The 26,018-nt window shown below is 60.9% G+C and carries 14 protein-coding genes and 3 pseudogenes; 5 read left to right on the top strand and 12 right to left on the bottom strand.

Features of this window, described 5'->3' with window-relative positions; genetic code table 11:
- Positions 1 to 17: 17 nt before the first annotated feature.
- The 12 genes and pseudogenes from infB to ACQVLG_RS13415 form a co-directional block, all read right to left on the bottom strand.
- The gene (gene infB / locus ACQVLG_RS13470) at positions 18 to 2,876 is read right to left on the bottom strand and encodes a translation initiation factor IF-2 (protein ID WP_230538711.1); all 2,859 of its coding nucleotides are present in this window, start codon (positions 2,874 to 2,876) and stop codon (positions 18 to 20) included.
- Between the two features lie 46 nt (positions 2,877 to 2,922).
- On the bottom strand, positions 2,923 to 4,488 hold the full coding sequence (gene nusA, locus ACQVLG_RS13465) for a transcription termination factor NusA (RefSeq protein WP_086144982.1): 1,566 nt from the start codon (positions 4,486 to 4,488) through the stop codon (positions 2,923 to 2,925).
- The gene (rimP, locus tag ACQVLG_RS13460; RefSeq protein WP_035828693.1) at positions 4,485 to 4,973 is read right to left on the bottom strand and encodes a ribosome maturation factor RimP; all 489 of its coding nucleotides are present in this window, start codon (positions 4,971 to 4,973) and stop codon (positions 4,485 to 4,487) included. The genes nusA and rimP overlap by 4 nt, the downstream gene beginning before the upstream one ends.
- A gap of 345 nt (positions 4,974 to 5,318) precedes the next feature.
- Entirely contained in the window at positions 5,319 to 7,397 is a 2,079-nt protein-coding gene (gene rluB / locus ACQVLG_RS13455; protein ID WP_474295023.1) for a 23S rRNA pseudouridine(2605) synthase RluB, read from the bottom strand.
- On the bottom strand, positions 7,390 to 8,184 hold the full coding sequence (gene scpB / locus ACQVLG_RS13450; protein ID WP_230538713.1) for an SMC-Scp complex subunit ScpB: 795 nt from the start codon (positions 8,182 to 8,184) through the stop codon (positions 7,390 to 7,392). Before scpB ends, rluB begins: the two co-directional genes overlap by 8 nt.
- 412 nt (positions 8,185 to 8,596) lie before the next feature.
- On the bottom strand, positions 8,597 to 9,049 hold the full coding sequence (locus ACQVLG_RS13445; protein WP_474295021.1) for a glucokinase: 453 nt from the start codon (positions 9,047 to 9,049) through the stop codon (positions 8,597 to 8,599).
- A gap of 88 nt (positions 9,050 to 9,137) precedes the next feature.
- A pseudogene (locus ACQVLG_RS13440) lies at positions 9,138 to 9,617 on the bottom strand (glucokinase); the annotation flags it as partial.
- A 349-nt stretch (positions 9,618 to 9,966) separates the two neighbouring features.
- On the bottom strand, positions 9,967 to 10,929 hold the full coding sequence (locus tag ACQVLG_RS13435; RefSeq protein ID WP_230538715.1) for a VTT domain-containing protein: 963 nt from the start codon (positions 10,927 to 10,929) through the stop codon (positions 9,967 to 9,969).
- 27 nt (positions 10,930 to 10,956) lie between these two features.
- Positions 10,957 to 12,648, bottom strand: coding sequence for an ABC transporter ATP-binding protein (locus ACQVLG_RS13430; protein WP_230538716.1), 1,692 nt, complete (start codon positions 12,646 to 12,648; stop codon positions 10,957 to 10,959).
- A 9-nt stretch (positions 12,649 to 12,657) separates the two neighbouring features.
- Positions 12,658 to 13,772, bottom strand: a pseudogene (locus ACQVLG_RS13425) (ABC transporter permease).
- A 9-nt stretch (positions 13,773 to 13,781) separates the two neighbouring features.
- Positions 13,782 to 14,723, bottom strand: a complete 942-nt coding sequence (locus ACQVLG_RS13420; protein ID WP_474295018.1) for an ABC transporter permease — start codon at positions 14,721 to 14,723, stop codon at positions 13,782 to 13,784.
- A gap of 28 nt (positions 14,724 to 14,751) precedes the next feature.
- On the bottom strand, positions 14,752 to 16,596 hold the full coding sequence (locus tag ACQVLG_RS13415; RefSeq protein ID WP_474295016.1) for an ABC transporter substrate-binding protein: 1,845 nt from the start codon (positions 16,594 to 16,596) through the stop codon (positions 14,752 to 14,754).
- A 682-nt stretch (positions 16,597 to 17,278) separates the two neighbouring features.
- Between ACQVLG_RS13415 and ACQVLG_RS13410 the strand changes: the two genes are divergently transcribed.
- The 5 genes and pseudogenes from ACQVLG_RS13410 (at position 17,279) to ACQVLG_RS13390 (ending at position 25,995) form a co-directional block, all read left to right on the top strand.
- Positions 17,279 to 18,568, top strand: coding sequence for a TonB-dependent receptor plug domain-containing protein (locus ACQVLG_RS13410; protein WP_474295014.1), 1,290 nt, complete (start codon positions 17,279 to 17,281; stop codon positions 18,566 to 18,568).
- A 2-nt stretch (positions 18,569 to 18,570) separates the two neighbouring features.
- Positions 18,571 to 20,009 (top strand): annotated as a pseudogene (locus ACQVLG_RS13405) (TonB-dependent receptor domain-containing protein).
- A 177-nt stretch (positions 20,010 to 20,186) separates the two neighbouring features.
- Positions 20,187 to 22,862 carry a TonB-dependent receptor gene (locus ACQVLG_RS13400; protein ID WP_474295012.1) on the top strand — a complete coding sequence of 892 codons (2,676 nt, stop codon included), beginning with the start codon at positions 20,187 to 20,189 and terminating at the stop codon, positions 22,860 to 22,862.
- 267 nt (positions 22,863 to 23,129) lie between these two features.
- Positions 23,130 to 24,572, top strand: a complete 1,443-nt coding sequence (locus ACQVLG_RS13395) for a TonB-dependent receptor (protein WP_474295011.1) — start codon at positions 23,130 to 23,132, stop codon at positions 24,570 to 24,572.
- A gap of 43 nt (positions 24,573 to 24,615) precedes the next feature.
- Entirely contained in the window at positions 24,616 to 25,995 is a 1,380-nt protein-coding gene (locus tag ACQVLG_RS13390; protein WP_474295009.1) for a TonB-dependent receptor domain-containing protein, read from the top strand.
- Positions 25,996 to 26,018: the final 23 nt, after the last annotated feature.

Here is a 26,018-nt window from a genome sequence, read left to right as displayed (position 1 = left end):
CGCCATTGCTGCTGTGATTACAGGGTACGAGCGATTTCCTGGACTTCGAACACTTCCAGGGTGTCGCCAACCTGAATGTCGTTGTAGTTCTTCAGCGACAGGCCGCACTCCAGACCGGCGCGAACTTCTTTCGCATCGTCCTTGAAGCGTTTCAGGGAGTCGATCTCGCCGCTCCACACCACGATGTTGTTGCGCAACAGGCGGACGGAAGAAGCACGCTTGACCACGCCATCGGTGACCAGGCAACCGGCAATCGCGCCCACTTTCGAGACCAGGATAACCTGGCGGATCTCGACCTGCCCGATGACGGTTTCGCGTTTCTCTGGTGCCAACATGCCCGACAACGCCGATTTGATCTCGTCGATCGCATCGTAAATGATGTTGTAGTAGCGAATGTCCACGCCATTCGACTCGGCCAGCTTGCGTGCCTGGGCATCCGCACGGGCGTTGAAGCCGATGATGACCGCTTTCGAGGCGACTGCCAGGTTGACGTCCGATTCCGTGATGCCGCCGACGGCTGCGTGCACAACTTGTACGCGCACTTCGGAGGTCGACAGTTTCTGCAGCGAACCAACCAGCGCTTCCTGCGAACCTTGCACGTCGGTTTTGATGATCAACGGCAAGTTTTTCACTTCGCCTTCGGCCATCTGGTCGAACATGTTTTCCAGTTTCGCAGCTTGCTGTTTCGCCAGTTTCACGTCGCGGAACTTACCTTGACGGAACAGACCGATTTCACGCGCCTTGCGCTCGTCAGCCATGACGACGACTTCTTCACCGGCGACCGGCACTTCCGTCAGACCCTGGATTTCGACCGGAATCGAAGGACCCGCTTCGGCGATCGGCTTGCCGTTCTCGTCCAGCATGGCGCGAACACGGCCATACGAAGAGCCGGCCAGGATCACGTCGCCGCGGCGCAAGGTACCCGACTGCACCAGGATCGTCGCGACAGGACCACGGCCCTTGTCCAGACGCGCCTCGACTACCAGGCCGCGCGCTGGCGCATCGACCGGTGCCGTCAGTTCCAGCACTTCGGCTTGCAACAGCACTTGTTCCAGCAGGTCATCGATACCCTGGCCCGTTTTGGCCGATACCGGCACGAATGGCGATTCGCCACCGTATTCTTCCGGCACGACTTGTTCGGCAACCAGTTCCTGCGTCACGCGGTCCACGTTGCCGCCCGGTTTGTCGACCTTGTTGATCGCCACCACCAGCGGTACGCCGGCTGCTTTCGCATGGGCAATCGCTTCTTTCGTTTGCGGCATCACGCCATCGTCGGCGGCAACCACCAGAATCACGATGTCGGTTGCCTTGGCGCCACGGGCACGCATGGCGGTAAACGCTTCGTGGCCCGGGGTGTCGAGGAAGGTGATCATGCCGCGTGGCGTATCGACGTGGTAAGCGCCGATATGCTGCGTAATGCCGCCCGCTTCGCCGGAGGCAACCTTGGCGCGACGGATGTAATCGAGCAGCGAGGTCTTGCCGTGGTCGACGTGACCCATGACGGTGACCACCGGTGCGCGCGGCTTGGTTTCGAAGTGCGCGTGTTCGCCCACATCGGCCAGCAGCGCTTCCGGATCGTCCAGTTCGGCGGCGAACGCCTTGTGGCCCATTTCTTCCACCAGAATCATGGCGGTTTCCTGGTCCAGCACCTGGTTGATCGTGCACATCTGGCCCAATTTCATCAAATGCTTGATGACTTCGGATGCCTTGACGGACATTTTGTGCGCCAGTTCGGCCACGGTGATCGTTTCCGGTACGTGCACGTCCTTGACGACGGCTTCTGTCGGTGCCTGGAAGTTCGATTCACGGTCGTCATGGTGCGTCGGGCGACGGCCCTTCGCGCCACCGCGCCAGCTGTCACGGCCGCCTGGGCCGCTGTTGCCGCGTGGCTTGGGACCACCGGTGGTGCCGCGTTTTTTCGCGTCATCGGACCAGGTGGACGACACATTCGCCGACTTGATGGATTTCTTGTCTGCAACAGCAGGCTTCTTGTCGCCCGGCTTGTCGCCAGGTTTCTTGTCAGCAGGCTTGTGCAGGGTGCCTTCCGGCGCCTTCGGTTTCACTGGAACCGGTACGGGTTCCGGTGCCTTGATGGCGCGGCGTGGCGCGTTCATCATGGCCTTGATCTGGGCGACTTCGTCGGCAACGGCCTTGCGTGCACGCTCGGTGGCTTCCGCTTTATCGGCGGCTTCCTTGGCGGCAACAGCAGCGGCAGCGGCTTTCTTCTTCGCTTCTTCAGCGGCAGCAGCTTTTTTCGCTTCGGCGGCGGCGTCGTCAACGACAGGCGCAGCGGCGCTGGCGACAGGCGCGGCGGCAGCCTTGGCGGCCGCTTTCTTCGCTTCCGCTTCAGCTTCTTTCTTCGCAGCAAGTTCAGCCTGTTGCGTGGCTTTCGCCTGGGCTTCTTTTTCCGCGTCCAGCTTGGCCAGACGTTCCTGCTTTTCGCGCAGATCGGCTTCCTGGCGGGCGATCAGTTCAGCCTGTTTACGGGCTTCTTCTTCACGGCGCGCCACGTCGGCGGGATCGATCACCGGTGCGGCAGGCGCAGCCGGTTCTGCCGCGACCGGCGCAGCTTCGTCACGCTGGACGAAAGTGCGTTTCTTGCGCACTTCCACCTGGATGGTGCGCGACTTGCCGGTGGCGTCAGCTTGCTTGATTTCAGTCGTTTCCTTGCGGGTCACGGTGATTTTTTTCTTTTCTGTGTCAGCCGCTGCGCCGTGTGTGCGGCGCAGATGATCCAAAAGCTTGTCCTTATCATCTTTCGACAATGGATCTGACGTCGAACTTTTCTCGACGCCGGCAGAACGCAGCTGCGTCAGCAGCAAATCTGCAGGCATCTTCAGTTCGGTGGCAAATTGGGCTACGTTGTTACTCGCCATTCAGTCCTCTTTTCTATGTGTCGCGGAGATGATAAAGATACTCAAATTAAGCCTTTGCGGATTCGGCCAGACTCCATGCCTTGGCTTGCAACGCCTTGGCACGATCGTCGTATTTCGAGTCAACCAACTTCATCTCATCGTCGGTCACATCTTTAAATTCACTTGTAATCAGTTCACGCGCACGGTCCGCAGACAAGGCCAGGATTGCGCCAAATTCGTCGTATGCCAGTGCTGCAAATGCTTCAACGGTCTTGATACCAGCCAGACCCAGCTTGCCGGCGGTAATGCGGTCCATGCCTTCCAGACCCACCAACGCCTCGTCCATGCCTTCCAGACCCTCTTCCGAAGCAATCGCTTCGGTCACGAGCGCATCACGCGCACGGGTACGGAGTTCATTGACGGTATCTTCGTCAAACGATTCGATTTCCAGCATTTCGGAAATTGGCACGTAAGCGATTTCTTCCAGACTGGCGAAACCTTCTTCCACCAGAATATCGGCCACTTCCTGGTCGACATCGAGCTTTTCCATGAACAGGATGCGCACGGCAGCCGTTTCCTGGGCAGCTTTGTCGGCCGATTCTTCGGCCGTCATGATGTTGATCTTCCAGCCGGTCAGGTCCGAGGCCAGGCGCACGTTCTGGCCGGAACGGCCGATCGCGATTGCCAGGTTTTCTTCATCGACGACGACATCCATCGCGTGTTTCTCTTCGTCAACCATGATCGACGACACGTTCGCCGGCGCCAGGGCGCCGATGACGAACTGCGCCGGATCTTCCGACCACAGCACGATGTCGACGCGTTCGCCACCGAGCTCGCCGGTCACGGCCTGCACGCGCGAACCGCGCATGCCGACGCAAGTACCGATCGGGTCGATGCGCTTGTCGGCCGTGTAGACGGCGATCTTGGCGCGGACGCCGGCATCGCGGGCTGCGGATTTGATTTCCAGCATGCCTTGTTCAATTTCCGGCACTTCCAGCTCGAACAGCTTCATAATGAATTCTGGCGCGGTGCGCGACAGGATCACTTGCGGGCCGCGCATATTGCGGTCGATGCGCAAGATATATGCACGCACACGGTCGCCGATACGCAGATTCTCTTTCGGGATCATCTGGTCGCGTGGCAGACGTGCTTCGATCTTGCCCGATTCGACGATGGCGTCGCCGCGTTCCATGCGCTTGATGGTGCCGGTGACGAGCGAATCGCCGCGTTCCAGGAAGTCGACCAGGATCTGTTCGCGTTCGGCATCACGCACGCGCTGCAGGACCACCTGCTTGGTATCCTGGGCGAAACGGCGGCCGAATTCAACGGATTCGATCGGTTCTTCGATATGGTCATCGACTTCGATATCGGGAATCTGTTCTTTTGCCTCGAAATGCAGGATCTCCTGATCCGGCAATTGCAGGCCCGCTTCATCGGGCACCACGTGCCAGCGGCGGAACGATTCGAATTCGCCCGTTTCGCGGTCGATCGAAACGCGGATGTCTACTTCACCCTCATACCGTTTCTTCGTGGCTTGCGCCAACGCGAATTCGAGGGCGCCGAAGACGACATCTTTATCGACGTTTTTTTCGCGCGCCAGCGCGTCAACCAATAATAAAACTTCGCGGCTCATGCTTTGCGTCCCTTAAAAACCACCTGCGGCACCAAGCGTGCCTTATCCACATCCGCGAGCGTAAACTCCAACATCGCCGGACCATCCTTACCTTCAAATTCCAACGACAATTTATCGCCCACGGGTTCTTGCAATATCCCCTGGAACGATTTCCGGTTGTTCGTACCCGGCATCGCCACCATCAGCTTGACGATGATTTCCTGGCCTGCGAAACGGACGAAGTCTTCCAGCTTGCGCACCGGACGATCCAGACCCGGGGAAGAAATCTCGAGACGCTCGTAAGGAACGTTCTCTACCGTCAACACATGCGATAACTGGTGACTCACCGTGGCACAGTCTTCGACCGTGATCGGACCTTTTTCAGCGGCATCGGCGGCGCTGAAATCAATAAAGACGCGCAGCAGTCCGCGCTCGGCACGTTCGACATCAACGAGCTCATAGCCCAGACCTGTAACTGTCTTTTCAATCAATCCCAACTGCTGCAAGAAATTCTCCAGAAATAAGGCCCGTTTTCGGCATGACAGCGCCGCATTGGGCGCCGAAAACATGCAAAAACACGCATTCAAGTCATATATGGCCCCTTGTTGGCGCCATTACAAACGGTTCAACAAAAAAAAAATGGGCATCTGCCCATCTTCTTGTATTTCCCCAACCAGATGAAAGCACTCCCCACCAAACAACCCTGCGGAGAACTTTTATTAGGCTGCAGATTATAACCTCTTATTAACTTCGCCGCAATGCCGCACACGAGGAACGGCCCGGCTTACAACAGTTACAAGAGCGCGCACCCGCGGCAGATCGGCGGGCGCGCAAGAAGAAACTCTTCCCGATTAACCTTTGCTGCGGCGGCGCGGCATGCCGTCCATGCCGCCACGATCCATGCCGCCACGCGGCTGACCGCCGGAACGCGCTTGCCCACCGGCACCACCGCCAGCATTGCGGCGCGGACCCGTGCTGGCGAAGCCGAAGGCCGTCTGCAGTGGATCGGGCTGACGCGGACCGCGCTGCGGCGCGCGGCCTTCGCCACCGGGACGTCCCTGGCCCTGGCCTGCCGCACGCGGCGGACGACCCTGGCCTTGCGCGCGCGCGTCGAACGACGCCGACGAGCGTGGCTGACCACCCTGGAACGGACCTTGCGGCTGGCCACGACCCGGACCACGTGCGTCGCCTGGACGGCCGGCGCCGCCTGGGCGACCCTGGCCTTGCGGACGAGCAAACTGGCCTTGCGGCTGGCCACGGCGCGGCGCCACGGGGAATGGATCGGCGTTGCGGTTGCTCACATCGATGCGGTTGCCATTCGGCTCGTCATCGCGGTCCTTGCGTTCGACCTTGCGCGCTTCGCGGCCCTTGGCGGCGCCGGCGGCACGGGGATCGCCCGAAGGCGGCATTTTCTTTTCGATGCCGTAGGCGGCCAGCAGGTCGCGCACGGTGTTTTCATCCATCTCTTCCCAGCGGCCCCGTTTCAGGCCGCTCGGCAGGGTCATGGCGCCGTAGCGGGTACGGATCAGGCGCGACACGGTCAGGCCGATGGCTTCGAACATGCGGCGCACTTCGCGGTTACGGCCTTCGCCGATCACCACGCGGTACCACTTGTTGATGCCTTCGCCGCCGCCATCGGCAATCTTCGAGAACTGCGCCAGGCCGTCTTCCAGCTCGACGCCGGCCAGCAGCTTCTGGCGCATGCCCTCTTCCAGCTCGCCCAGGGTACGCACGGCGTACTCGCGGTCGATGCCGTAGCGCGGGTGCATCAGGCGGTTGGCCAGATCACCGGAGGTGGTAAACAGCAGCAAGCCTTCCGTATTGAAGTCGAGGCGGCCCACGGCCAGCCACTTGCCGGCCTTCATGGTCGGCAGGCGGTCGAACACGGATGGACGGCCGTCCGGGTCATTATGGCTGACGATTTCACCGGCCGGCTTGTGATACACCAACACGCGCGGCGGTTTCTTGCTGACGCGGCGCTGGATCAATTTACCGTTGATGCGCACGTGGTCGCTCGGCAGGATGCGCTGGCCGATGTGGGCCGGCTCGCCATTCACGGACACGCGGCCCGAAATAATCAGGTCTTCCATGTCGCGGCGCGAACCGAGACCGGCTTCGGCCAGCACCTTGTGCAGCTTCGGCGCGTCGTCGTCGGACGTCAGGTCGCGGCGCACGGCCGCTTTCTGCACGCGGCCCGTGCCGCCTTCTTCGCTGTCGAACGCGTCGGAAGTAACGAACGAGAAGACAGCATCGGCGTCGCTGACCTTGCCGGGCGCAGCCTGGCGGCCCTTGCCCTTCTTGCGGCTCTTGCCGGCATTCTTGCCGGCACCCGGCACGTCGTTGCGCGGACCGCGCGGCAGGCGCGGGCCGGAAACGAGGTTGCCTTCGGCGTCGAACACGTCGGCGACCGGCGCGGCAGCTTGTTCTGCGGCAGGCGCAGCGGCTTGCGCTGCCTGCGGCGCTTCGGCGCGCGGCGGCTGGCGCAGCGCGCGTTCGGCCTGCACGCCGCGCATCTGGCGCGGACCGCGGGTCGGACGTGCTTCGGCCGGCTTGTCGGCAACGGCTTCCGGCGCCGTTTCAGCGACGGCAGCGGCGGCCTTGGCGGCGGCGCGGGCGCGCGGCGGACGCGGCGCCGGGGCGGCAGCCGCCTCGGCTGCGGCTTCCGCGGCTTCGGCCACGGCCTTCAGGGCCGGCTTGGCGCGGGTTTTCTTGGCCGCTGGCGCAGCTTCAGTTTCAGCAGCGGCGACGACGGGCGCATCGGCGGCCACGTCGGCTTTCGTGCGGCGCTTCGGCTTGGCCGCGGCGGTGTCGCCAGCAGCGGTTGCAGCAACCGCGTCGGCCTCGATCTGGGCTTTGGTGCGGCGCTTGGGCTTGGCAACGATGGCTTCGTCGCTGGCGGTTACTGTCTCGGGTGTGTTCGGATTATTCATTCTTCGTTTCTTGGCTGTGCTGACCTGGCGCAGCGTCAACCGTTAGTTCTGGCGCAGGGTCGTGAGTGTAGGCTTCGTCCGTGGGCGAAGCATCGGGGCCGGCATCAAGGCTTGCTGTCACATCTACATCTGTCACAGCCGTATTGCTACCTGCACCAAGCTGGGGGGCAAGCTCATTGCTTGCCTTGTCAAAATTTTCTTGCAGGGCCGCTTCCAGGGCTTCGAGCCCATTGCCCTGCATTTCGCTGATTTGCTGCAAAGGCGGCAGCTGGGACAGCGAATGCAAACCCAGGTCATCCAAAAATTGCTTGGTGGTGGCCAGCAAGGCCGGCCGTCCCACCACGTCGCGGTAGCCGATGGCATCGACCCAGCCGCGGTCTTCCAGCATCTTGATCGTCTGCGAATTGACGGCAACGCCGCGAATCTCCTCGATATCGCCCCGCGTCACCGGCTGGCGGTAGGCGATGATGGCCAGGGTTTCCAGGGTCGCCCGCGAATACTTGGGCGGCCGCTCGGGCGTCAGGCGATCGAGATACATCTTCATTTCCGGGCGGCTTTGAAAGCGCCAGCCCGAAGCCAGACTGACGATCTCGATGCCGCGCCCTTCCCACTCGTCGCGCAACTCTTCCAGCAATTGCTTGATCGTGTCGGCACCGACGCCGACACCGCGCACGCGGCCGTTCTCGTCCGCATCGACGAACAGCTTTTTCAGGCTGTGGATCGTCAGCGATTCACGAGCGCACAGCAACGCGGTTTCGAGGACTTTTTTAGCCTCAATTGTATTCATAGCAATTCTGTGCGGATGTGTGTTGCAATTCGTATGCAGAGAAAGAAATCAAAAACGTTCATTTCAACGTAACAGATGGCATACATCGATGATGACGCCGTGCTGGGTTACTAGTTGAGGCTGTTTTTCCGACGCCTTGGCCGATGCGCGCAAAGCGGGACTAAAGCGGATGCAGTGAAAGTCCTGCCATCCATGGTGCTGGCCTTAATTAACCTTCACTAAGTAACCAGCAATGAAACGATCTCCGGAGCAGCTGCTTTTCCCGTGGCGACGAAACAGCCAGACAGGAGAGCGACAGTCGTCGTTTCATCCAACGATGCCAATTGTACCTGATAAAAAGCGGAAAAGCGCAAAACCGGGTAAAACACGCGTTTTACCCGGCCCTGGCGCGACACATCGCCCACTCCCCGCATCACAGGGAGGCGAGTTTCTCCGAGAGAATAGCCGATGCGCCCAGGAAAGCTGGATACTGCGCCGTGATGACGAAGGTCGGCACTTGCGACACATAATTGGCAAAGCGCCCCTTGCGCTCGAAGCGGGCGCGGAAGCCGGAGCGGTCGAAACGCGCGCCCAGGCGCGGCACGATGCCGCCGCCGATATAAATGCCGCCCAGCGCGCCCAGGGTGACGGCGACGTTGCCCGCCACGGTGCCCAGCATGCAGCAGAACGCTTCGATGACGTCGTCGCACAGCTGCGATTCGCCGGCCAGCGCGCGGCGCGTGATTTCCGCGGCCGGCAAGTCTTCCGCCGGCACGCCCGCGCGGTCGGCCAGGGCGCGGTAGATCAGTTCCAGGCCATCGCCGGAAATCAGGCGCTCGGCCGAGACGTGTTCGTATTCGCGCCAGGCAAATTGCAGGATGCTCACTTCCATTTTCATTGAACGGCGCAAAGCTGACGTGGCCGCCTTCGCTTTGCAGGGCGATCCAGCCGCCGTGCGACGGAATCAGGCCCGACACGCCCAGGCCCGTGCCCGCGCCGATCAGGCCGATGGCCGTGTTCGGACGGGCCGTACCCGCACCCACCTGGTGCTTTTGCTCGCTCGACAGCTGCGGCAAGGAACGCGCCAGGGCCGTGAAATCGTTGACCACGTCCAGGGTCGTGAAACCGCACTCTTCGCGCATGGCGCGGATCGAGAACGACCAGTGGTGGTTCGTCATGCTGAGGAAGTCGCCGTCGACGGGGTTGGCAATGGCGATCACGGCATGGCGCACGGCTTGCCCGCCGGCGGCAGCGATGTGCGGCAGGGCCAGGTAGGCTTGCAGGGCGGCGGACAGGCTCGGGTAATCGGCACAGGGCAGCACTTCCACCAGCGTGATGTGGCCGGCGGCCACTTCCAGGGCGAAACGGGCATTCGTGCCGCCCACGTCGGCCAGCAGGCGCGGTCCATCGGCAAAGGCGGAAGTCGGCAATACGGGTGAAGACGAAGCGCTCATGATTTTAAATGATGAAGTGGGACGCATGGGACGCCAAGCTTAAAGGATGAATGCGCCCGGAGGCAAGCAAAGTTTGTAGTTTAAGTACATCAAAACAAGCCTTTATTGGTAGTTCCACTCCAAATGCAACAGGCAGGGCCAAAGTTGCTCGCAAACAATGATTTATAGTAAGTACTTGCACTCGGTGGGCGCACGAAAAGCATGCTGCATAGCAGCAGGAATCGCCTGAAAACAAGAGTATGCCGCAGTTTGCGCAAAGCCGCTTTGTATGGGGCGGCGCAGGCGTAGCGCTGCCGTTCCGGCGGCCCGGCGACGGTGTTTTCGTATTATTACTACCAGTTTTTACTGATCAGGAAGGCAAGCCTTCGCCCAGCAGGCTGGCGGGTGCCGGCTGGTCCGAGCGGTAGGCGGCATTCCACGCATCGAGGCCGCCATGCAGGGGCTTGGCCCGGTGAAAGCCGTGCTGGTGCAGCAGCTTGGCCACTTGCGCGGCCGTCACGTCGTTGGGACAGCTGCAATACACAATGATGTGGCGGTCCTTGTCCATGGCGATCATGGCGGGCACGGGTTCCTTGCCATTGAAGAACAAGGCGCCCGGCACGGCCGGCTCCAGGGCCTGCGCCGTGGCGCTGCGCGCGTCGACCATCAGCGGTTCCTCGCCCTGCTCTATGAGTTCAAGCAATTCATCGATGCCGATGCGCTCGATCTGCAAGGCCTGGCGGAAGCGCCGGCGTTCGAGGAATTTATATAGCAGGAACAGTCCCAGCAAGGTGGCCAGCATCAGCAAGGCCGTGCTGCCCATGGTGCTGAGCAAGTCCAGCACCTGCTGCACGCTGGCGTGAAAGATCACGCCGACGGCGATGCCCGTGCCGCTCCACAGCAAGGCGCCCAGGCCCGCATACAGGAAGAACAGGCGCGGCGGCGTGCCCAGCGCGCCCGACATGGGTGCGGCCACGGTATTGAATCCCGGCACGAATTTGGAAACGATCAGGGCTTTCGGGCCCCAGCGCTTGAATTTGTCTTCCGTCTGGCTGACGCAGTAGTCGGGCGACAGCGAGATGCGGCACAGCAGCCGCAGGATGCGCTTGCCGAAATGGCGGCCCGCGCGGAACCACGTGAAGTCGCTGATCAGACAGGCGCCCAGTGCGGCGGCCAGCACCAGCCCCCCATTCATGTCGCCATCGACGGCCAGCGCCCCCGCCACCACGAGAATGGGAAAGGCGGGAATCGGCAGGCCGAGCTGCTCCACCAGCACGATGCCAAAGACAATCAGGACACCGTAATGTTCGAGCAGGTAAATGAGGTTGGGCATGGCCGCTATCTTACCGTAAAAATGCCCCTACACCTGGACGCCCTTAGGTATGGCGCTGAGCAGGGTGCGCGTGTACGGATGCACGGGATTGCGGTACAGCTCATCCGAATCGGCCAGTTCCACCACCTGCCCCTTGTGCATCACCATCACCTGGTCGGCGATGTATTTGACGACGGACAAATCGTGCGAGATGAAGATATAGGACAATCCGAATTCATCCTGCAAGTCCTGCAGCAAATTGAGCACCTGCGCCTGCACCGACACGTCGAGCGCCGACACGGATTCGTCGCACACAAGGATTTCCGGCTGCATGGTCAGGCAGCGGGCAATCGCGATGCGCTGACGCTGGCCGCCGGAAAACTCGTGCGGATAGCGGTGGAAAGCCTGTTCCGGCAAGCCCACCTTGTCGAGCAGCCAATAGGCCTTGGCGATGCGTTCCTGGTCGTTGGCGCCGATCTTGTGGATGCGCATCGGTTCGAGCAAGATCTGCCCCACCGTAAAGCGGGGGTTCAGGGACGCATACGGATTCTGGAAGATGATCTGGATGCGGCGCTTATACGGCAAATACTCCTTGTTCGGCATGGCGATCAGATCCTTGCCGTGGAACATGGCCGTGCCACTCGTTGCCTGGTGCAGGCGCAGCAGGGTCAAGCCCACCGTCGTCTTGCCGGAACCGGATTCGCCCACCACGCCCAGCGTTTTTCCGCGCGGCAAAGTGAACGACACGTCCTTGACGGCCTGGAATTCGCGCTTGCCGAACAGGCCCTCGCGCGTATAAAAACTCTTGCTCAAGTTATTCACCACCAGCACCGGCTCGTCGCCCGGCGTGTAGCCGCGCGTGCGCTGTTTCATTTCGATGCCGGGGCCCGCTTTGCCGTCCATGTAATCAGCGATCACGGGCAAACGCCACGGGCGTTCGTCCAGCGAGGGACGGCAATGCAGCAGGGCTTTGGTATAGGCGTCGGCCGGCGCTTCAAACACTTGCCGCACTTCCCCCGTTTCGCGCACTTCGCCGTGGCGCATGACGATCACCTGGTCGGCGATTTCTCCCACCAGGCCCAGGTCGTGGGTAATGAAGAGCACGGACATCTGGTGCTTCTTTTGCAGCGCCGCGATCAGGTCCATGATCTGCTTCTGGATCGTCACGTCCAGTGCCGTCGTCGGTTCGTCGGCGATCAAGAGTTTCGGTTCGCAGGCGATCGCCATGGCGATCATCACGCGCTGCTGCTGGCCGCCCGACATCTGGCTCGGGTAGGCGTCGATCTTGGTGGCGGGGTCGGGTATGCCCACTTCCTCGAGCAGCGCCAAGGTGCGCGCCCTTGCCTGCTTGCGGTTCATTCCCATGTGCTGGCGCAACACTTCGGCGATCTGGAATCCGACGGTAAACACGGGATTCAGCGACGACATCGGCTCCTGGAAGATCATCGAGATATCCTTGCCGCACATGGTGCGCCGCTCGGCAATCGACAATTTGAGCAGGTCGCGTCCGCCAAAGTGGATGCTGGACGCGGGATCGATGATGGTGTTATCCGGCGGCAACAAGCCCATCACGGCCAGGGAGCTGACGGACTTGCCGCTGCCCGATTCGCCCACCAGGGCGACGGTGCTGTTGCGCGGCACGTTGAACGAGATGCCCTTGACGGCTTCGAACGTGGTTTTCTTGTCCAGGCGGAAGGTGACGCGCAGGTCGCGCACTTCCAACAGGTTATTCTGGTCCATGAGCAACTCCTATTTCACTTTGGGGTCGAGCGCATCGCGCAAGGCATCGGTAAACAGCGAGAACGCCGTCACCAGCACGGCCATCGCCGTGGCGGCGGCCGTCAGCTGCCACCATTTGCCCAGGATCAGTTCATTTTGTGCCTCGTTGAGCATGCTGCCCCACGAGACGGTGCCCACCGGCACGCCAAAGCCGAGGAAACTCAAAATCACTTCCGCCTTGATGAAGCCCACCACCAGAATCGACATTTGCACCAGAGCAACGTGGCTCACGTTCGGGAAGATGTGCGAAAACATCTTGCGCCAGTGCGAAGCACCGATGGCGTCGGCCGCCATCACGTATTCGCGCGCCTTGTGCTTGATGTATTCGGCGCGGATCAAGCGGTACGGCCCCGTCCAGCCCGTCAACCCAAGGATCAGCACGATGGTCAGCACGCCCTTCTGCTGCAGCACGGCCGCGACCGTCAAGATCATCAGAATCGATGGAATTGAGGTAAAAATGCTGTAGAACCAGTTAAAAAAGTCATCGACGATGCCGCCGAAGTAGCCGGACACGGCGCCGAACAGGGTGCCCAGCACGACGGCCAGCAAGGCCGCCACCAGGCCCACGACGATCGACGTCTCGCCGCCCTTGATGGTTTTCTGCACGATGTCGTGGCCCCACTTGTCGGCGCCGAACGGCAAGGTTGCCGCCTTGTGCGGGATCAACTTCTTCGTCTTGCCCATGCCGGCGCGCAAGGCCGTCAAGTCGTCGGCCAGCGGGTCGGTGACGCCGTACATTTCCACGCCGGCAGAAGGGTTGCTGCCCATCTGGGCGCGCAGTTCGGCGATATCGTCGGCCAGCGGGTCGAGCACGTTGACGGGTGTCGGCGCGCTGCGCTCGTCGGACTGGGGAATGGCGCCGTCGGGGCGCCGGCCACATCCTTGTCGGCACCGACAAACGTGGGCGGCGCATAGCTGACGGCCACTTCGTCTTCCCAGTTCGCCGCCACCAGGCCGCTGGCCGAGGCCAGCACCAGCAGGAAAAATGCGCCGACCACGGCCAGCGATACCATTGCAATCTTGTCGCCGCGCAAACGGCGCCACGCCAGGGCCCACAGGCCGGGCGATGTATGAGGTTTCGACATCGTCTCTTTCTACTTCAGTTGTACGCGAGGATCGACCGCCTGGTACAGCAGGTCGGTGAGCAGGTTGAAGAGCATGGTGGCGGCGGCAACATACACGGTGATCGCCTTGATCACCGGAAAGTCGCTGCGCTCGACGGCCAGGATCACTTCACGCCCGATGCCGGGGATGCCGAAGAAGCGCTCGAGCAGGAAAGCGCCGATCAGCAGGGCCGGCAAGTTCGACATCACATAGGTAATGATGGGAATGGCGGCATTGCGCAGCACGTGCACCCACATGATGATGCGGCCTTCCTTGAGGCCCTTGGCGCGCGCCGTGCGCACGTAATCCTGGTTGGCCTCGTCCAGCACGAAGGTGCGGAACAGGCGCAGGGTCGGCGCGATCGACACGGCCAGGCCGATCAAAATCGGCAGGGTGGAATAGCGCAGCAGGTTTTCCCAGAAGCTGTCGCCCCAGCCCTGCACGGGGAACAGGCCCAGCTTGTAGGCGAAGCCGTACTGGAAGACGATGATGTAGACGAGGATGGAAATCGACATGCCCACCGTGCAGGCGATCATCACCATGCGGTCCGTCAGCGAGCCGCGGACAAACGCGATGGCCAGCGCCAGCGCCACGCCGAAAAACGTTTCCAGCACGGTCAGCGGAATCAAGACCATCATCGACGGCCCGAGGCGCGAAGTGATGATGTGCGACACGGATTCCCCCGTGGCCCAGCTTTGACCGAAATCAAAGGTGACGATCTGCTTGATGAAGATCCACAGCTGTACATAGTATGGCTGGTCGACGCCGAGCTGGCGGCGGATGTTGGCGATGCTTTCCGCACTAGACATCTTGCCGGCCAGGATGTAGGCGGGGTCACCGCCCACCCAGTTAAACAAGATAAACACCAGCAGGACGACGCCCAGCATGGTGGGCAGCATCTGCCACAGGCGGCGCAGGATATAAGCGAACATAATGATTCCTTGTTGTTATAAGCTGCGCTTATTTTTTAGCCGAGGCTGCAGGGGCTGGCGCGGCAGACACGGGCGCGCCCGTGCTGTCGATATCCATGTACGCCCATTCCTGGAACAGGATCGGGTGCTTCTTGTAGCCTTGCACCGACTTTTGCGCCAGCATGTTGCGGTAGCGCGCATAGCCGATCAGGGCGCCCGCATTGACTTCCAGGCGGCGCGCCATCTTGTGGAACAGCTCGTCGCGCTCGGGGCTGGCCGGCATGGCCTGGCTGGCCGCGTACCATTTATCGTACTCGGGATCCTGGTAGCAGCCATTGTTGTTCTGGTGCGTGTTTGGGCCGTAGAACAGCTGCATGAAGTTGTCGCCGTCCGGATAGTCGGCCAGCCATGGCGCCGTGCGCGTCTGCATCTTGCACTGCTTTTCCGTTTTTAGAATGTCGGAAAAGATCATGCGGTCGTTTTCCATGCGGATGCCCAGCGAGTTATACGTCTTGCGCCACATTTCCGCCTGCAGCACGCCGTTGGCTTCGTTGCGCGAAGCGTAGCGGATCAAGAGTGGTTTGCCGTCCGGCAAGGTGCGCCAGCCGTCGGCGCCCTTCTTGTAGCCGAATTTATCCAGCAGCTTATTCGCCAGCACGGGATCGTATTGCAGCAGGGATTTATAGTGCGGATCGTAGCCGACGACACCGGGCGGTATCGGATAGTCGAGGCGCTTGGCCTGGCCATTCCAGATGATGCGGATTTCCTCGTCGATATTGTGTGCCATGGCAATGGCGCGGCGCAGGGCGATCTTTTCCTTGCTGAAGCCGCCGAGGGTCGGGTCTTGCATATTCCAGTAGTAATAGCTGATTTCCGGGTCCAGCAAACGTGACAGTTGCACGCCCTTCTCCGCCAGCTCGGGACGCAGCTTGCCGTTCAGCAATGCCTTCGGCGCCAGCGGGCCGTCGAGCCAGAACACGTCCGTGCCGCCGCTCTGGAAGGACAGCCAGCGCGACTGGTCTTCGATCATCACGGAAATTTCGATGCGGTCGATGGCGGGAATGCGCTTGCCCTGCATCTGGCGCACGATGCGCTGGTCGTCCGGGTCGTCGCCGGCCATGAAATTCCACGTTTCCGGCAAGTGCTGCGGATTGCGGTTGAGGACAATGCGGTTGCCGCGCGTCCATTCGCCCAGGGTGTAATAGCCGGTGCCGACGGGATTCGAACCCACTTCGCCCTTCACGTCGCCGTATTTTTCCACCACTTCGCGCGCCACGGCGGCCGTCGGCACGTAGGCGAGGATCATGGGGAAATTGAAATCGGTCTTGGTCAGCGAGATGCGCAGGGTGTACGGGTCGAGGATTTCCAGTCCCGCCACCTTCTTGCTGTAATCGAGCTTGTTCGACTTGGCCGCGTCCTTCGCCAGATCGTCCAGGCCCACCACCTTGCCTTCGAACAGCCAGCTGTGCGGCGACGCCAGGCGCGGGTCGAACAGCCGCTTCCACGAATACACGTAGTCGGCCATCGTCAGTTCGCGGCGCTTGCCGCCAAACGCGGCGTCGGGCGTGTACAGGATGCCTTTTTTCAGGCGGATGGTATAGGTCTTGCCGTCGGCGGACACTTCCGGCATGGCGGCCGCCGCGCCGGGCACCACCTTCACGGGGCGCGCCAGGTAGTCATACGTGTACAGGGTGTCGAAGACGGCCTGCGTGATGTGGTTCGAATACAGGTCGCGCGCGGTGGCCGGGTCAAAACCCGTCTCGGCGGCCGGCAGGATATAGCGCAAGGTTTTCACCGGCGCGGCCGCGGGGGCAGCGTCAACGGCAACGGCGGCCAGCGGCAGGGTGGCCAGGCAGGCGAGCAGCGCCACGCGCCGCATCCATGGTGACTTCATGTAATACCCTTCATCTCGATTATCCGTCGCACCGTATTGGTGCGCTTGTACTGGCTTCCTCCTGGGATACAGGATTCCACCGCCAAAACCAGTCCATCCACGCAAGATCTGTGCCTTGCTCATCGCCAGCTCCGTCCGCATGCAGGCGAGCTGGAAAAAGGCGTAACGATAACGCATATTTTGTTCGCCGGGCGAAAAGCCGCCGTACTGGCGTGGCGCGCAGCCACGGCCGCCTGCCGCATGGGGGAAATTTTCCGCATTGCAACAAAAGCAGGTCGCCACCATGAAAAAACGCCTTGGCAAGAACCCTTACGGCCCCGAATGACAACTGTTTTTATGGCAGTACGGAAAATATGCGGCGCAGTGCAACATTGAAATAATTGCAAATATTGAAACAGGTCAATATTATAAAAAACACTGTTGTTTCCATGCTGAAAAAGCATGTGTGCGCGTTGACAGGGTTTCCCGGCAAATGGTCTTATCAATCACGGCAACGCACGATATGCCGTTTGACCCACAGCGATTGCCGACGCAGCAATCTTTATCACCCTGGCAAAGCTGTGCCGCACACAGGCCGGCCGAGCATACTTTCGGAGTTCTGAGAATGATGATGGAAACAGTGATATCCCGCTCCGTACGCCTGATCTTTTCGGGTAGCGTAGCGGCGCTCAGCCTTGGCATCATGGCTGCGCCGGCAATGGCGCAAGAGGCCAATGTACAACGTGTGGAAATTACAGGATCGAGCATCAAACGGGCGACGGCCGAGACCGCATCGCCGGTACAGCTGATCACCCGCGACGACCTGATGAAATCGGGCAAGGCCACCGTCGCCGAATACCTGCAAACCCTCACCGCCGATGGCGCCGGCTCCCTGCCGACGGGCTTCGGCAACGGCTTTGCCGCCGGTTCCACGGCCATCTCGCTGCGCGGCCTGGGCGCCACCTCGACCCTGGTCTTGCTCAATGGCCGCCGCATGGCGCCGTTCGCGCGCGCCGATGATGGCCAGAAGAGCTTTACCGACCTGTCCACCGTGCCGATGCAGATCGTCGAGCGCATCGAAATCCTCAAGGACGGCGCCTCGTCGACGTATGGCGCGGACGCCATCGCCGGCGTCGTCAACATCATCCTGCGCAAGGACTTCGAAGGCCTGACCCTGAAAGCCGACACGGGCATGTCCGGCGACAGCGACGCCAAACAGCACCGCGCCTCGCTGACCTTCGGCAAGGGCAACCTCGACACGGATAAGTTCAATGTCGTCGTCAATGCCGAGTACACCAAGTCGGACATGCTGATGAACAGCGACCGCGCCGGGCGCAAGTGGATAGGCAAGGGCGACCTGCGCCCGTATGGCTATGCGATCAACACCCAGTTCGCCGGCGGCTACATCAACAGCAACAACGATGCGAATGCCGCGCCGACAGGCCTGATCCGCGACCCCGTCACCAACAACTATGTATCGCTGCCCGGTTGCTCCAGCTTGTCCGTTTCCTCGCCGCAAGATCCGAAAGGCGGCTGCGTGTGGCACCACGACCAGTTCCGCTCGATGCAGCCGAAGATCGAATCGGTCAACCTGTACACGCGCGGCACCTGGCAAGTCAATGCCGACACCCAGGTGTATGCGGAAGCGGGCTACTCGAAACGCGATACGGCCTTCACCATGATCCCGCCATCGGTCACGCCCACGGTCGCCTTCCCGCCGAACGCCGGCAACAAGGCCGGCGTCATCAACTACGCCACCGGAGAGGGCACCAGCATCGTGCTGGCCGCCGGCCACCCGCAAAATCCGTATGGCGTGCCGGTGCGCGTGCGCTACCAGGCTTTCGACGTCGGCCCCAGCACGCGCAAGGCGAACAACGAGTTCAACCGCATCGTGCTCGGCGTCAAGGGCAATGCCATGGGCTGGGACTACGATGCCGGCTACACGCATTCGGAATCGAAGCTGCACCTCGATTACAGCAGCAACTGCTGCTGAACATGGCCGTCGTCAAGGCGGCCCTGGGAGATTCCAGCCCAAAAAACCCGTATTTCCCCTACTACATCGGTGCACAGGCAGGCAAGAATCCCGCCTCGCTGTACGCGGCCATGGTCACCAACGCCACCTCCGATTCCACGACCAAGCTCGACATTATCGACGTCAAGGCCACGCGCGAGCTGATGCAGTTGCCGGGCGGCGCCTTGGGCCTGGCCGTGGGCGCGGAGCACCGTCGCGACAAACTCGACAATCCCTCCCTGACGGGCACGCAAGACGGTTCCATCAACGCCAGTTACGTGGCGGCCAAGGGCGACAGCAAGGTCTCTGCCGTGTTCCTGGAAGTGCTGGCGCCCGTCTTCAAGACGGTGGAACTGTCGGGTGCCTTGCGTTACGACAAATACGACCGTTTCTCCTCGACCACGCCGAAACTGGGCGCCAAGTGGACGCCGGTCAAAACCTTCGCCGTGCGCGGCACGTATTCGGAAGGCTTCGCGCACCGGGCCCGGCCGAAAGCAATGCCGATTCGCAATCGACGGGCACCTCGACCGTGACCGACCCCGTGCGCTGCCCGGGCGGCAACCGCCTGCCCGGCGCCAATGCCAGCGACTGCGAACTGCAGGTGGCGGCCGTCAAGGTCGGCGACCCCAGCCTCAAGCCGGAAAAATCCAAGGGCTATACCCTGGGCATCGTGTGGGATCCGTTCAACGATACCAGCCTGTCGCTCGATGGCTGGAAAATCAAGCGCGAAAACGAGATCAATCCGCTGCCGTACAACGAGGCGGCCGCTCTGCCGACGGCCATCCGTTCCGACAACAACCTGACCATCAACGGCGTCGTCACGCCGAACACGGGCACCTTGCTGATCACCAAGGCGCCGTACCGCAACTCCAGCTTTACGGAAATCAAGGGCATCGACCTGGACGTCAAGCAGCGCGTGCGCCTGGGCGACTACGGCCGCGCCACGTTCGGCCTGACCTGGACCCACATCGCCTCGTGGGTGCGGGCCGAGTCGGCCACCGTGCGCTACCAGTTCGCCGGCACGCACGGCAATTGCGACACGTCCAACTGCGCCGGCACGCCGAAGGACAAGATCAATCTCACCGGTTCGTGGGATCTGGGCAACTGGAACGTCAGCGGCGTGCTGAACTACCGTTCGGACATGAAAAATATCAAGTTTGAGGGCGACCCTTGCGCCTCCAAACTGGCGAACGGCACGCCGGCGCCGAACGGCTGCAAGCTCGCCTCGTTCACCACGCTTGACCTGTCAAGCCGTTGGAACTACAGCAAGCAGCTGCAACTGTTTGCCTCGATCAACAACGTGACCGACAAAATCGCCCCGCTCGACCCGCTGACCTATGGCGGCATGAGCTACAACCCGATGGATGCCAGCGGCGCCATCGGCCGCTACTTCAAACTGGGCGCCAGCTACAAGTTCTTCTAAGCTGACGCCGGCATCCTGACGCGAGGCGGTGAGCAATCACCGCCTTTTTTCGTCTGCGACTGTGGCGCAAGGCACTCATCCACACGCCTATTGCGCCAGCGCAAACCTTACCTGCTGTGCGCCTGTAAAACTCCCTTGCAGGCCACTTGGCCCATGACCATGCCACAGGAGTGTCAGATGATGCCAACCCGCAGTCCCTCCCCTACCTTGCGCCTGCTGTGCGCAGCCTTGCTCGGCGCCTATGGCCATGCGGCCATGGCGCAGGACACCGGCGCAGCCGGTACGCCCGCCATGCAGCGGGTCGAAGTCACCGGTTCCTCCATCAAGCGCCTCGTCGCGGAAACGGCCACGCCCTTGTCCATCTTCAAGGCCGAAGACTTCGCCAAGCAGGGCCTGACGACGGCCCAGGAAGTGCTCAGCAAGATCCCCGCGAACTCCTCCAGCATGGGCAGCGGCAATGCCGTCGGCGGCAACACCAGCGGCTTGCCCACGGGCGGCCAGGCCAGCGCCGACTTGCGCGGCCTGGGCGGCGACAAGACCCTCGTGCTGCTGAACGGGCGGCGCATTGCCAACCACCCGTATGACGGCGCCAGCGTCGACCTGAACATCATCCCCATCGCCGCCCTCGAGCGCGTCGAAGTGCTGCGCGACGGCGCCTCGGCCATCTACGGCACGGACGCCATCGGCGGCGTCATCAACTTCATCACCAAGCGCTCGGTGAATGTCACGAACATCACCGCCGAAGTCATCGCTCCCCAGCACAAGGGCGGCGACGAGCACCGCCTCAACCTGTCGACGGGCTTTGGCGAACTCGACACGGATGGCTACAATATTTTTGGCGTGCTCGACTACCACAAGCAAAAAGTGCTGACTTCGCAAGACCGCGCCTTTTCGGCGACCGGCATCGTCCCGTCGCGCGGCCTGTCGATTACCAGCGGCACCACTTTCCCCGGCAATTACTTTGATGCGGCAGCCAATGGCGGCGATGGGCTGGCCGGCAACCCCTACGCGGCCAGCGGCTGTCTGCCTCCGCTGTCGGTGCCGGCCGTGCCGGCGAACGGCACTTGCCGCCAGGACTACACGCGGCAGATCGACGACTTGCCTGCCCAGCAACAACTGGCCTTCTTCGGCAAGGGCGCCTTCAAGCTGGGCGGCGGGCACCTGGCCACCGTCGAATACTTACATTCGGACAACAAGGTCAAGGCACGCACGGCGCCGCCGCCGCAAACGGGCTTGATCTTGCCCAATACCAGCAAATACTATCCGGGCAATGCGGGCGGCGTGCCGGCCCAGCCGGGCTTGTCCGGCCAGCCGCTGAGCGTCAACTGGCGCCCCGTGGAAGCGGGCCAGCGGCAGATCGATTCGACCGGCAAGGCGGACCGCCTGGTGCTGGCCCTGGAAGGCGAGCTGGCGGGCTGGGATTACAAGACGGGGCTGAGCCATGCGATCAGCAAGTCATCGGAGAAATTCACGAACGGCTACGTCCAGGATGCATCGTTTGCGGCCGGCGTGCTGAACGGCATACTGAATCCATTTGGCGTGCAGGATGCGGCCGGCAAGGCTTACCTGGCCAGCACGGCCCTGCGCGGCGAAGTGCAGAACGCCAGGGTCACCACCACGGGCTTCGACGTCAAGGGCAGCCGCGACCTGATGCAGCTGGCCGGCGGACCGCTGGCCATCGCGCTGGGCGGCGAAGTGCGGCGCGAAAAGGCCAACTTCAATGTCAACCGCGACATCGCCGGCCAGGCCGCCAGTTCCGGCTTGTCCGGCTCGCTGTCGAAGAGCGGCGCACGCACGATCCAGGCCGTCTTCGGCGAAGTCAACTTGCCGCTGATCAAGGACCTGGAAGTACAGTTGGCGGCCCGCTTCGACCATTACAGCGACGTGGGCAGCACCACCAACCCCAAGCTGGCCCTGCGCTACCAGGCCAGCAACGCGCTGGTGCTGCGCGGCTCGGCCAGCACGGGTTTCCGCGCCCCGACCCTGTTTGAAAAGAATGCGCCGCCATCGAAGAACGATACCAACGATACCTATGACGACCCGATCTTGTGCCCCGGTGGCGTGCCGCAACCGGGCGCCAACCCCTTGCGCGATTGCGACTTGCAGCAATTCAAGCTGCAAGGTGGCAATGAAAAGCTAAAACCGGAGAAATCCACCACCTTTGCCTTCGGCGTCGTGGTCGAACCCATCAAGGAAGTCACCGTCGCCGTCGATTACTGGAACATCCATTTGAAGGACAAGATTTCATCCTTGCCCGAGCAATCGATCTTCGGCAACTACGAGAAATACAAGGCCTTGTTCCTGCGCAATCCCGACGGTTCGCCCTACGCCATTCTCGACCTGAACGATAACATCGGCGAAGTGAAAACCGACGGCATCGACGTCAGCCTGAATGCGCGCCTGGGACGCGGCGCCTACGGCGACTTCAGCGTGTCGGTCGACGGTACCTGGACCCACAAATACGACTACCAGAACGAGCGCAATGGCCCCTTCATCGCCAACGTGGGCCGCTATGCGGACAACAATCCCGTATTCCGCTGGAAACATACGGCCGCGCTGAACTGGCGCATGGGCAATTGGGGCGCCACCGTGTCGCAATCGTTCAAGTCCGGCTACACGGACCAGAACAATGTGGATCCGCAGTACAAGCACGATGTGCCCTCGTACAGCCTGCTCAACGTGTCGGGCAGCTATGCTTGGAAGGGCTTGCTGCTGACGGCGGGCGTAAAAAACCTGTTCGACAAGGAACCGCCATTCTCGAACCAGGGCACCTTGTTCCAGAAAGGTTATGACCCGCGCTACACGGATCCGGTCGGACGCGCGTATTACCTGCGTGGCAGCTATACGTTTTAGTACCTGTCTCGGCAGCTGGTCAGCCTAAGTGTAATAAAGGCGCCAAACACCGTCATCATTTTGCCGCAACTACGCGACCGCTTGCCAAAACTTCAGGCAAGCGGTTTTTTTTTTTTATGAACTAGTTCAACAAAATCATAAAAATATCTGTTGTTTTTTTGTCTCATTGCTCAATCGAGTTCCTTGACAGTGCCGAGACAGAAGTGGTCTGATGAGGCCCTGATTTTATTCAAGCGCAACTTGAATAATGATGGAAATGTATGATTTTTGGGACAAATTACCAACAAAAAATCGATATTCAACACAATATCCGAATTAACTTACTATTTTGGAAAAACAATGATCGAAGAGAAAAAGCTGTCGCGTTCCATCAGAATCATCTGCTCGACTGGCGTCGTCGCCGGTATGGCATTATTTGCAAACAATGCTATGGCACAAGAGACTGCCATGCAAAAAGTCGAAGTGACGGGTTCCTCGCTGAAACGGGTGGACTCCGAAACGGCCCTGCCAGTCCAGATCATGACGAAAGCGGAAATTGCGCGTACTGGCGCCAGCAGCACGGAAGAATTGCTGACATCAATTTCCGCCCTGTCCTCGTCTGGCTCGACTGCAAACGCCACGGGCGCGGGCAGCTCCACCTACGGTCTGTCCTCGATCTCGCTGCGCGGTCTCGGCGCCGAACGCACCCTGATCCTGGTCAACGGCCGCCGTCTGGCCGCCTTTGCTGGCGGCGGCGGCGCAGCCGTCAACGTCAACGTCATCCCCCTGGCTGCCATTGAACGTGTCGAAGTGCTGAAAGACGGCGCTTCCGGCGTGTATGGCTCGGATGCGGTCGCAGGCGTGGTCAACTTCATCCTGTCGAAAAGCTTTGAAGGTATCGAAGTCAACGCTGGCTACGGCAGCCCAAGCAACAGCGGGGGCGGACAGAATAACAAATTGTCGATCACTGGCGGCTTCGGCAACCTGGAATCGGACGGTTACTCGGTTGTCCTGTCGGCTTCGTCCGAAAATGAAAAAGCACTGTTCTCCAAAGACCGCAAGTACGCCGCTTCCGGCGACCGGTCACCGTACTACACAGCTGGCGCCACAGGCCAGGGCAATATCGAAGGCGGCGTAGACCCAAGCAAGTATCCCAACGATCGCCTGCCAGGCTTCGGCGATAACCCGGGCGCAGGTTACGGCAACCCTCTGGCCGCCAGCAATAATTGCGGTACGATCAACATGGTGAAGAACGACACCAACACCACCCACGGCTCACCATATTGCGCCTTCGACAGCAATGCCTTTGTCGGCCTGATCCCGAAACGCAAGCTGAACAACTTCACCGGAAATGCAGCGTACAAGCTGAACTCGACCACCGAACTGTTCGCTGATATGCTGTATTCGAAGAGTACGGTAACCCAATCGTTCCAAGGCAGTCCCCTGCGCCGCAGCTTCCTGACCACCGATGCCGAATTTGATAAGCAGGGTGTTTACCCAGGCTTAATCTTGTACCCAAGCAACCCGGTGTACCAATCGATCGCCGTACCTTATTTGACCAGCCAGGGTCATAACGATCTGATCGGCAAGCCGTTGGCCATCACCAGCCGCGTGTTTGACTACGGCAACCGCATCAGCGAAGATGAAGCAACCCAATCGCGCCTGGTATTGGGCGCCAAGGGCACGATCGGCAACCAGGACTATGAAGTTGCACTGACTGACCAGCAATGAAAGCAAGACGCACGGCACCGTTCCTGGCGGCTATTTCTCGCAAGTGGCGTATGCGAAAATCATCAACGATCCAAGCAATAATTGGAACCCATGGGCCAATGGCGGCGTGCAGACAGGCGCCCTGGCCGACAAGCTGAAAGGCGCGTTGTACACTGGCGACACGCTGGTCGCCAAATCAAAAAATACCATCTTCGATGCCAAGCTGGCTGGTGACCTGCCGCAAATTGCCGGTATCACGGCGCAATACGCGGTGGGCGTGCAGGCGCGCAAGGAAACCTACACGACTTCGCCTAGCCCTGCCCTGGAATCGGGCGATATCGCCGGTCTGGGCGGCGGCGTGCCGCCGGTGAACCGTGACCGCGTCATCAAATCGATCTTTGGCGAAACCAATGTGCCGCTGATGAAAAAACTCGATGTGGGCCTGGCCGTGCGTCATGACCGCTACGACGATGTCGGCCATTCGACCAACTTCAAGCTGAATGGCCGCTGGCAGCCAAGCAAGGCAGTCCTGCTGCGCGCATCGGGCGGCACCGGCTTCCGCGCGCCTAGCCTGACCGACCTGTGGACTCCGCAATCGCTGCAAAATTCGGCATTGTTCAACGATCCAGCGACGAACCAGACGCAGTTGCAGGTCAATGCTCTGGCTGGCGGCAATCCCAACCTGAAGCCGGAAAAATCGAAGCAATTGTCTCTCGGCGCGGTTCTGTCGCCATTCGAAAACTTCACCGTGGGTGCGGACTGGTTCCAGATCAAGATCAAGGACATCCTGGCCACCCCATCGGCACAAGAAGTCGTGTCGCGCTTCCGCGCTGGCGACAAAGCCTATGCAGGTCTGGTAACCCTGAACGGCAACAACGTCGATAGCATCATCACGACCCTGGCCAATACCGGCGACGCTACCGTACGCGGCGTTGACCTGTTTGCCAACTATCGCCTGAACAGCAGCATCGGCCGGTTTGACGTCAACATGAACGGTACCTATATGGATACCTACGACCAGACCAGCCCTGGCGGCGATATCTCGCACAAGGTCGGCACCATCGTTGACAAAGACGGTAACCCGGTATTGGGCGCGGATCAAGGTGGTGTGGTATTGCGTTGGAAGCATGCACTGAGCGGCACCTGGAGTCAGGGTCAGTGGGCTGTCACCCTGACCCAGAACTACTCGTCGCGCTATGAGACCGGCAATCGCCAAGTCGACGGCGTACGCAACTTCGTCGGCGCGCAAGCACTGTACGACACCAACGTCAGCTACAAACCGATGAAGGCATTGACGTTCAATTTCGGCGTACGTAACCTGTTCGACAAGCAACCAAGTATGTTTGTGCCAGTCAGCAACCAGTTCCAGTCGGGTTATGACATTAACCAGTATGACCCACGCGGCCGCTTCATCTACGCCAGCGCAGGCTATACCTTCAAGTAAGCAGCATAAAAAACAGGGCGCCT

Source organism: Janthinobacterium sp. TPC_1 (genome assembly GCF_056037845.1).
Note: the sequence above shows the minus strand (reverse complement) of the source record. Positions and strands in the feature narration are given on the sequence as shown.

Bases quoted from the DNA above. Each gene is read 5' to 3' on its own strand.
- infB (WP_230538711.1), bottom strand. From the start codon at position 2,876: ATGGCGAGTAACAACGTAGCCCAATTTGCCACCGAACTGAAGATGCCT.
- nusA (WP_086144982.1), bottom strand. From the start codon at position 4,488: ATGAGCCGCGAAGTTTTATTATTGGTTGACGCGCTGGCGCGCGAAAAA.
- rluB (WP_474295023.1), bottom strand. From the start codon at position 7,397: ATGAATAATCCGAACACACCCGAGACAGTAACCGCCAGCGACGAAGCC.
- scpB (WP_230538713.1), bottom strand. From the start codon at position 8,184: ATGAATACAATTGAGGCTAAAAAAGTCCTCGAAACCGCGTTGCTGTGC.
- ACQVLG_RS13435 (WP_230538715.1), bottom strand. From the start codon at position 10,929: ATGCCCAACCTCATTTACCTGCTCGAACATTACGGTGTCCTGATTGTC.
- ACQVLG_RS13430 (WP_230538716.1), bottom strand. From the start codon at position 12,648: ATGGACCAGAATAACCTGTTGGAAGTGCGCGACCTGCGCGTCACCTTC.
- ACQVLG_RS13420 (WP_474295018.1), bottom strand. From the start codon at position 14,723: ATGTTCGCTTATATCCTGCGCCGCCTGTGGCAGATGCTGCCCACCATG.
- ACQVLG_RS13415 (WP_474295016.1), bottom strand. From the start codon at position 16,596: ATGAAGTCACCATGGATGCGGCGCGTGGCGCTGCTCGCCTGCCTGGCC.
- ACQVLG_RS13410 (WP_474295014.1), top strand. From the start codon at position 17,279: ATGGCTGCGCCGGCAATGGCGCAAGAGGCCAATGTACAACGTGTGGAA.
- ACQVLG_RS13400 (WP_474295012.1), top strand. From the start codon at position 20,187: ATGATGCCAACCCGCAGTCCCTCCCCTACCTTGCGCCTGCTGTGCGCA.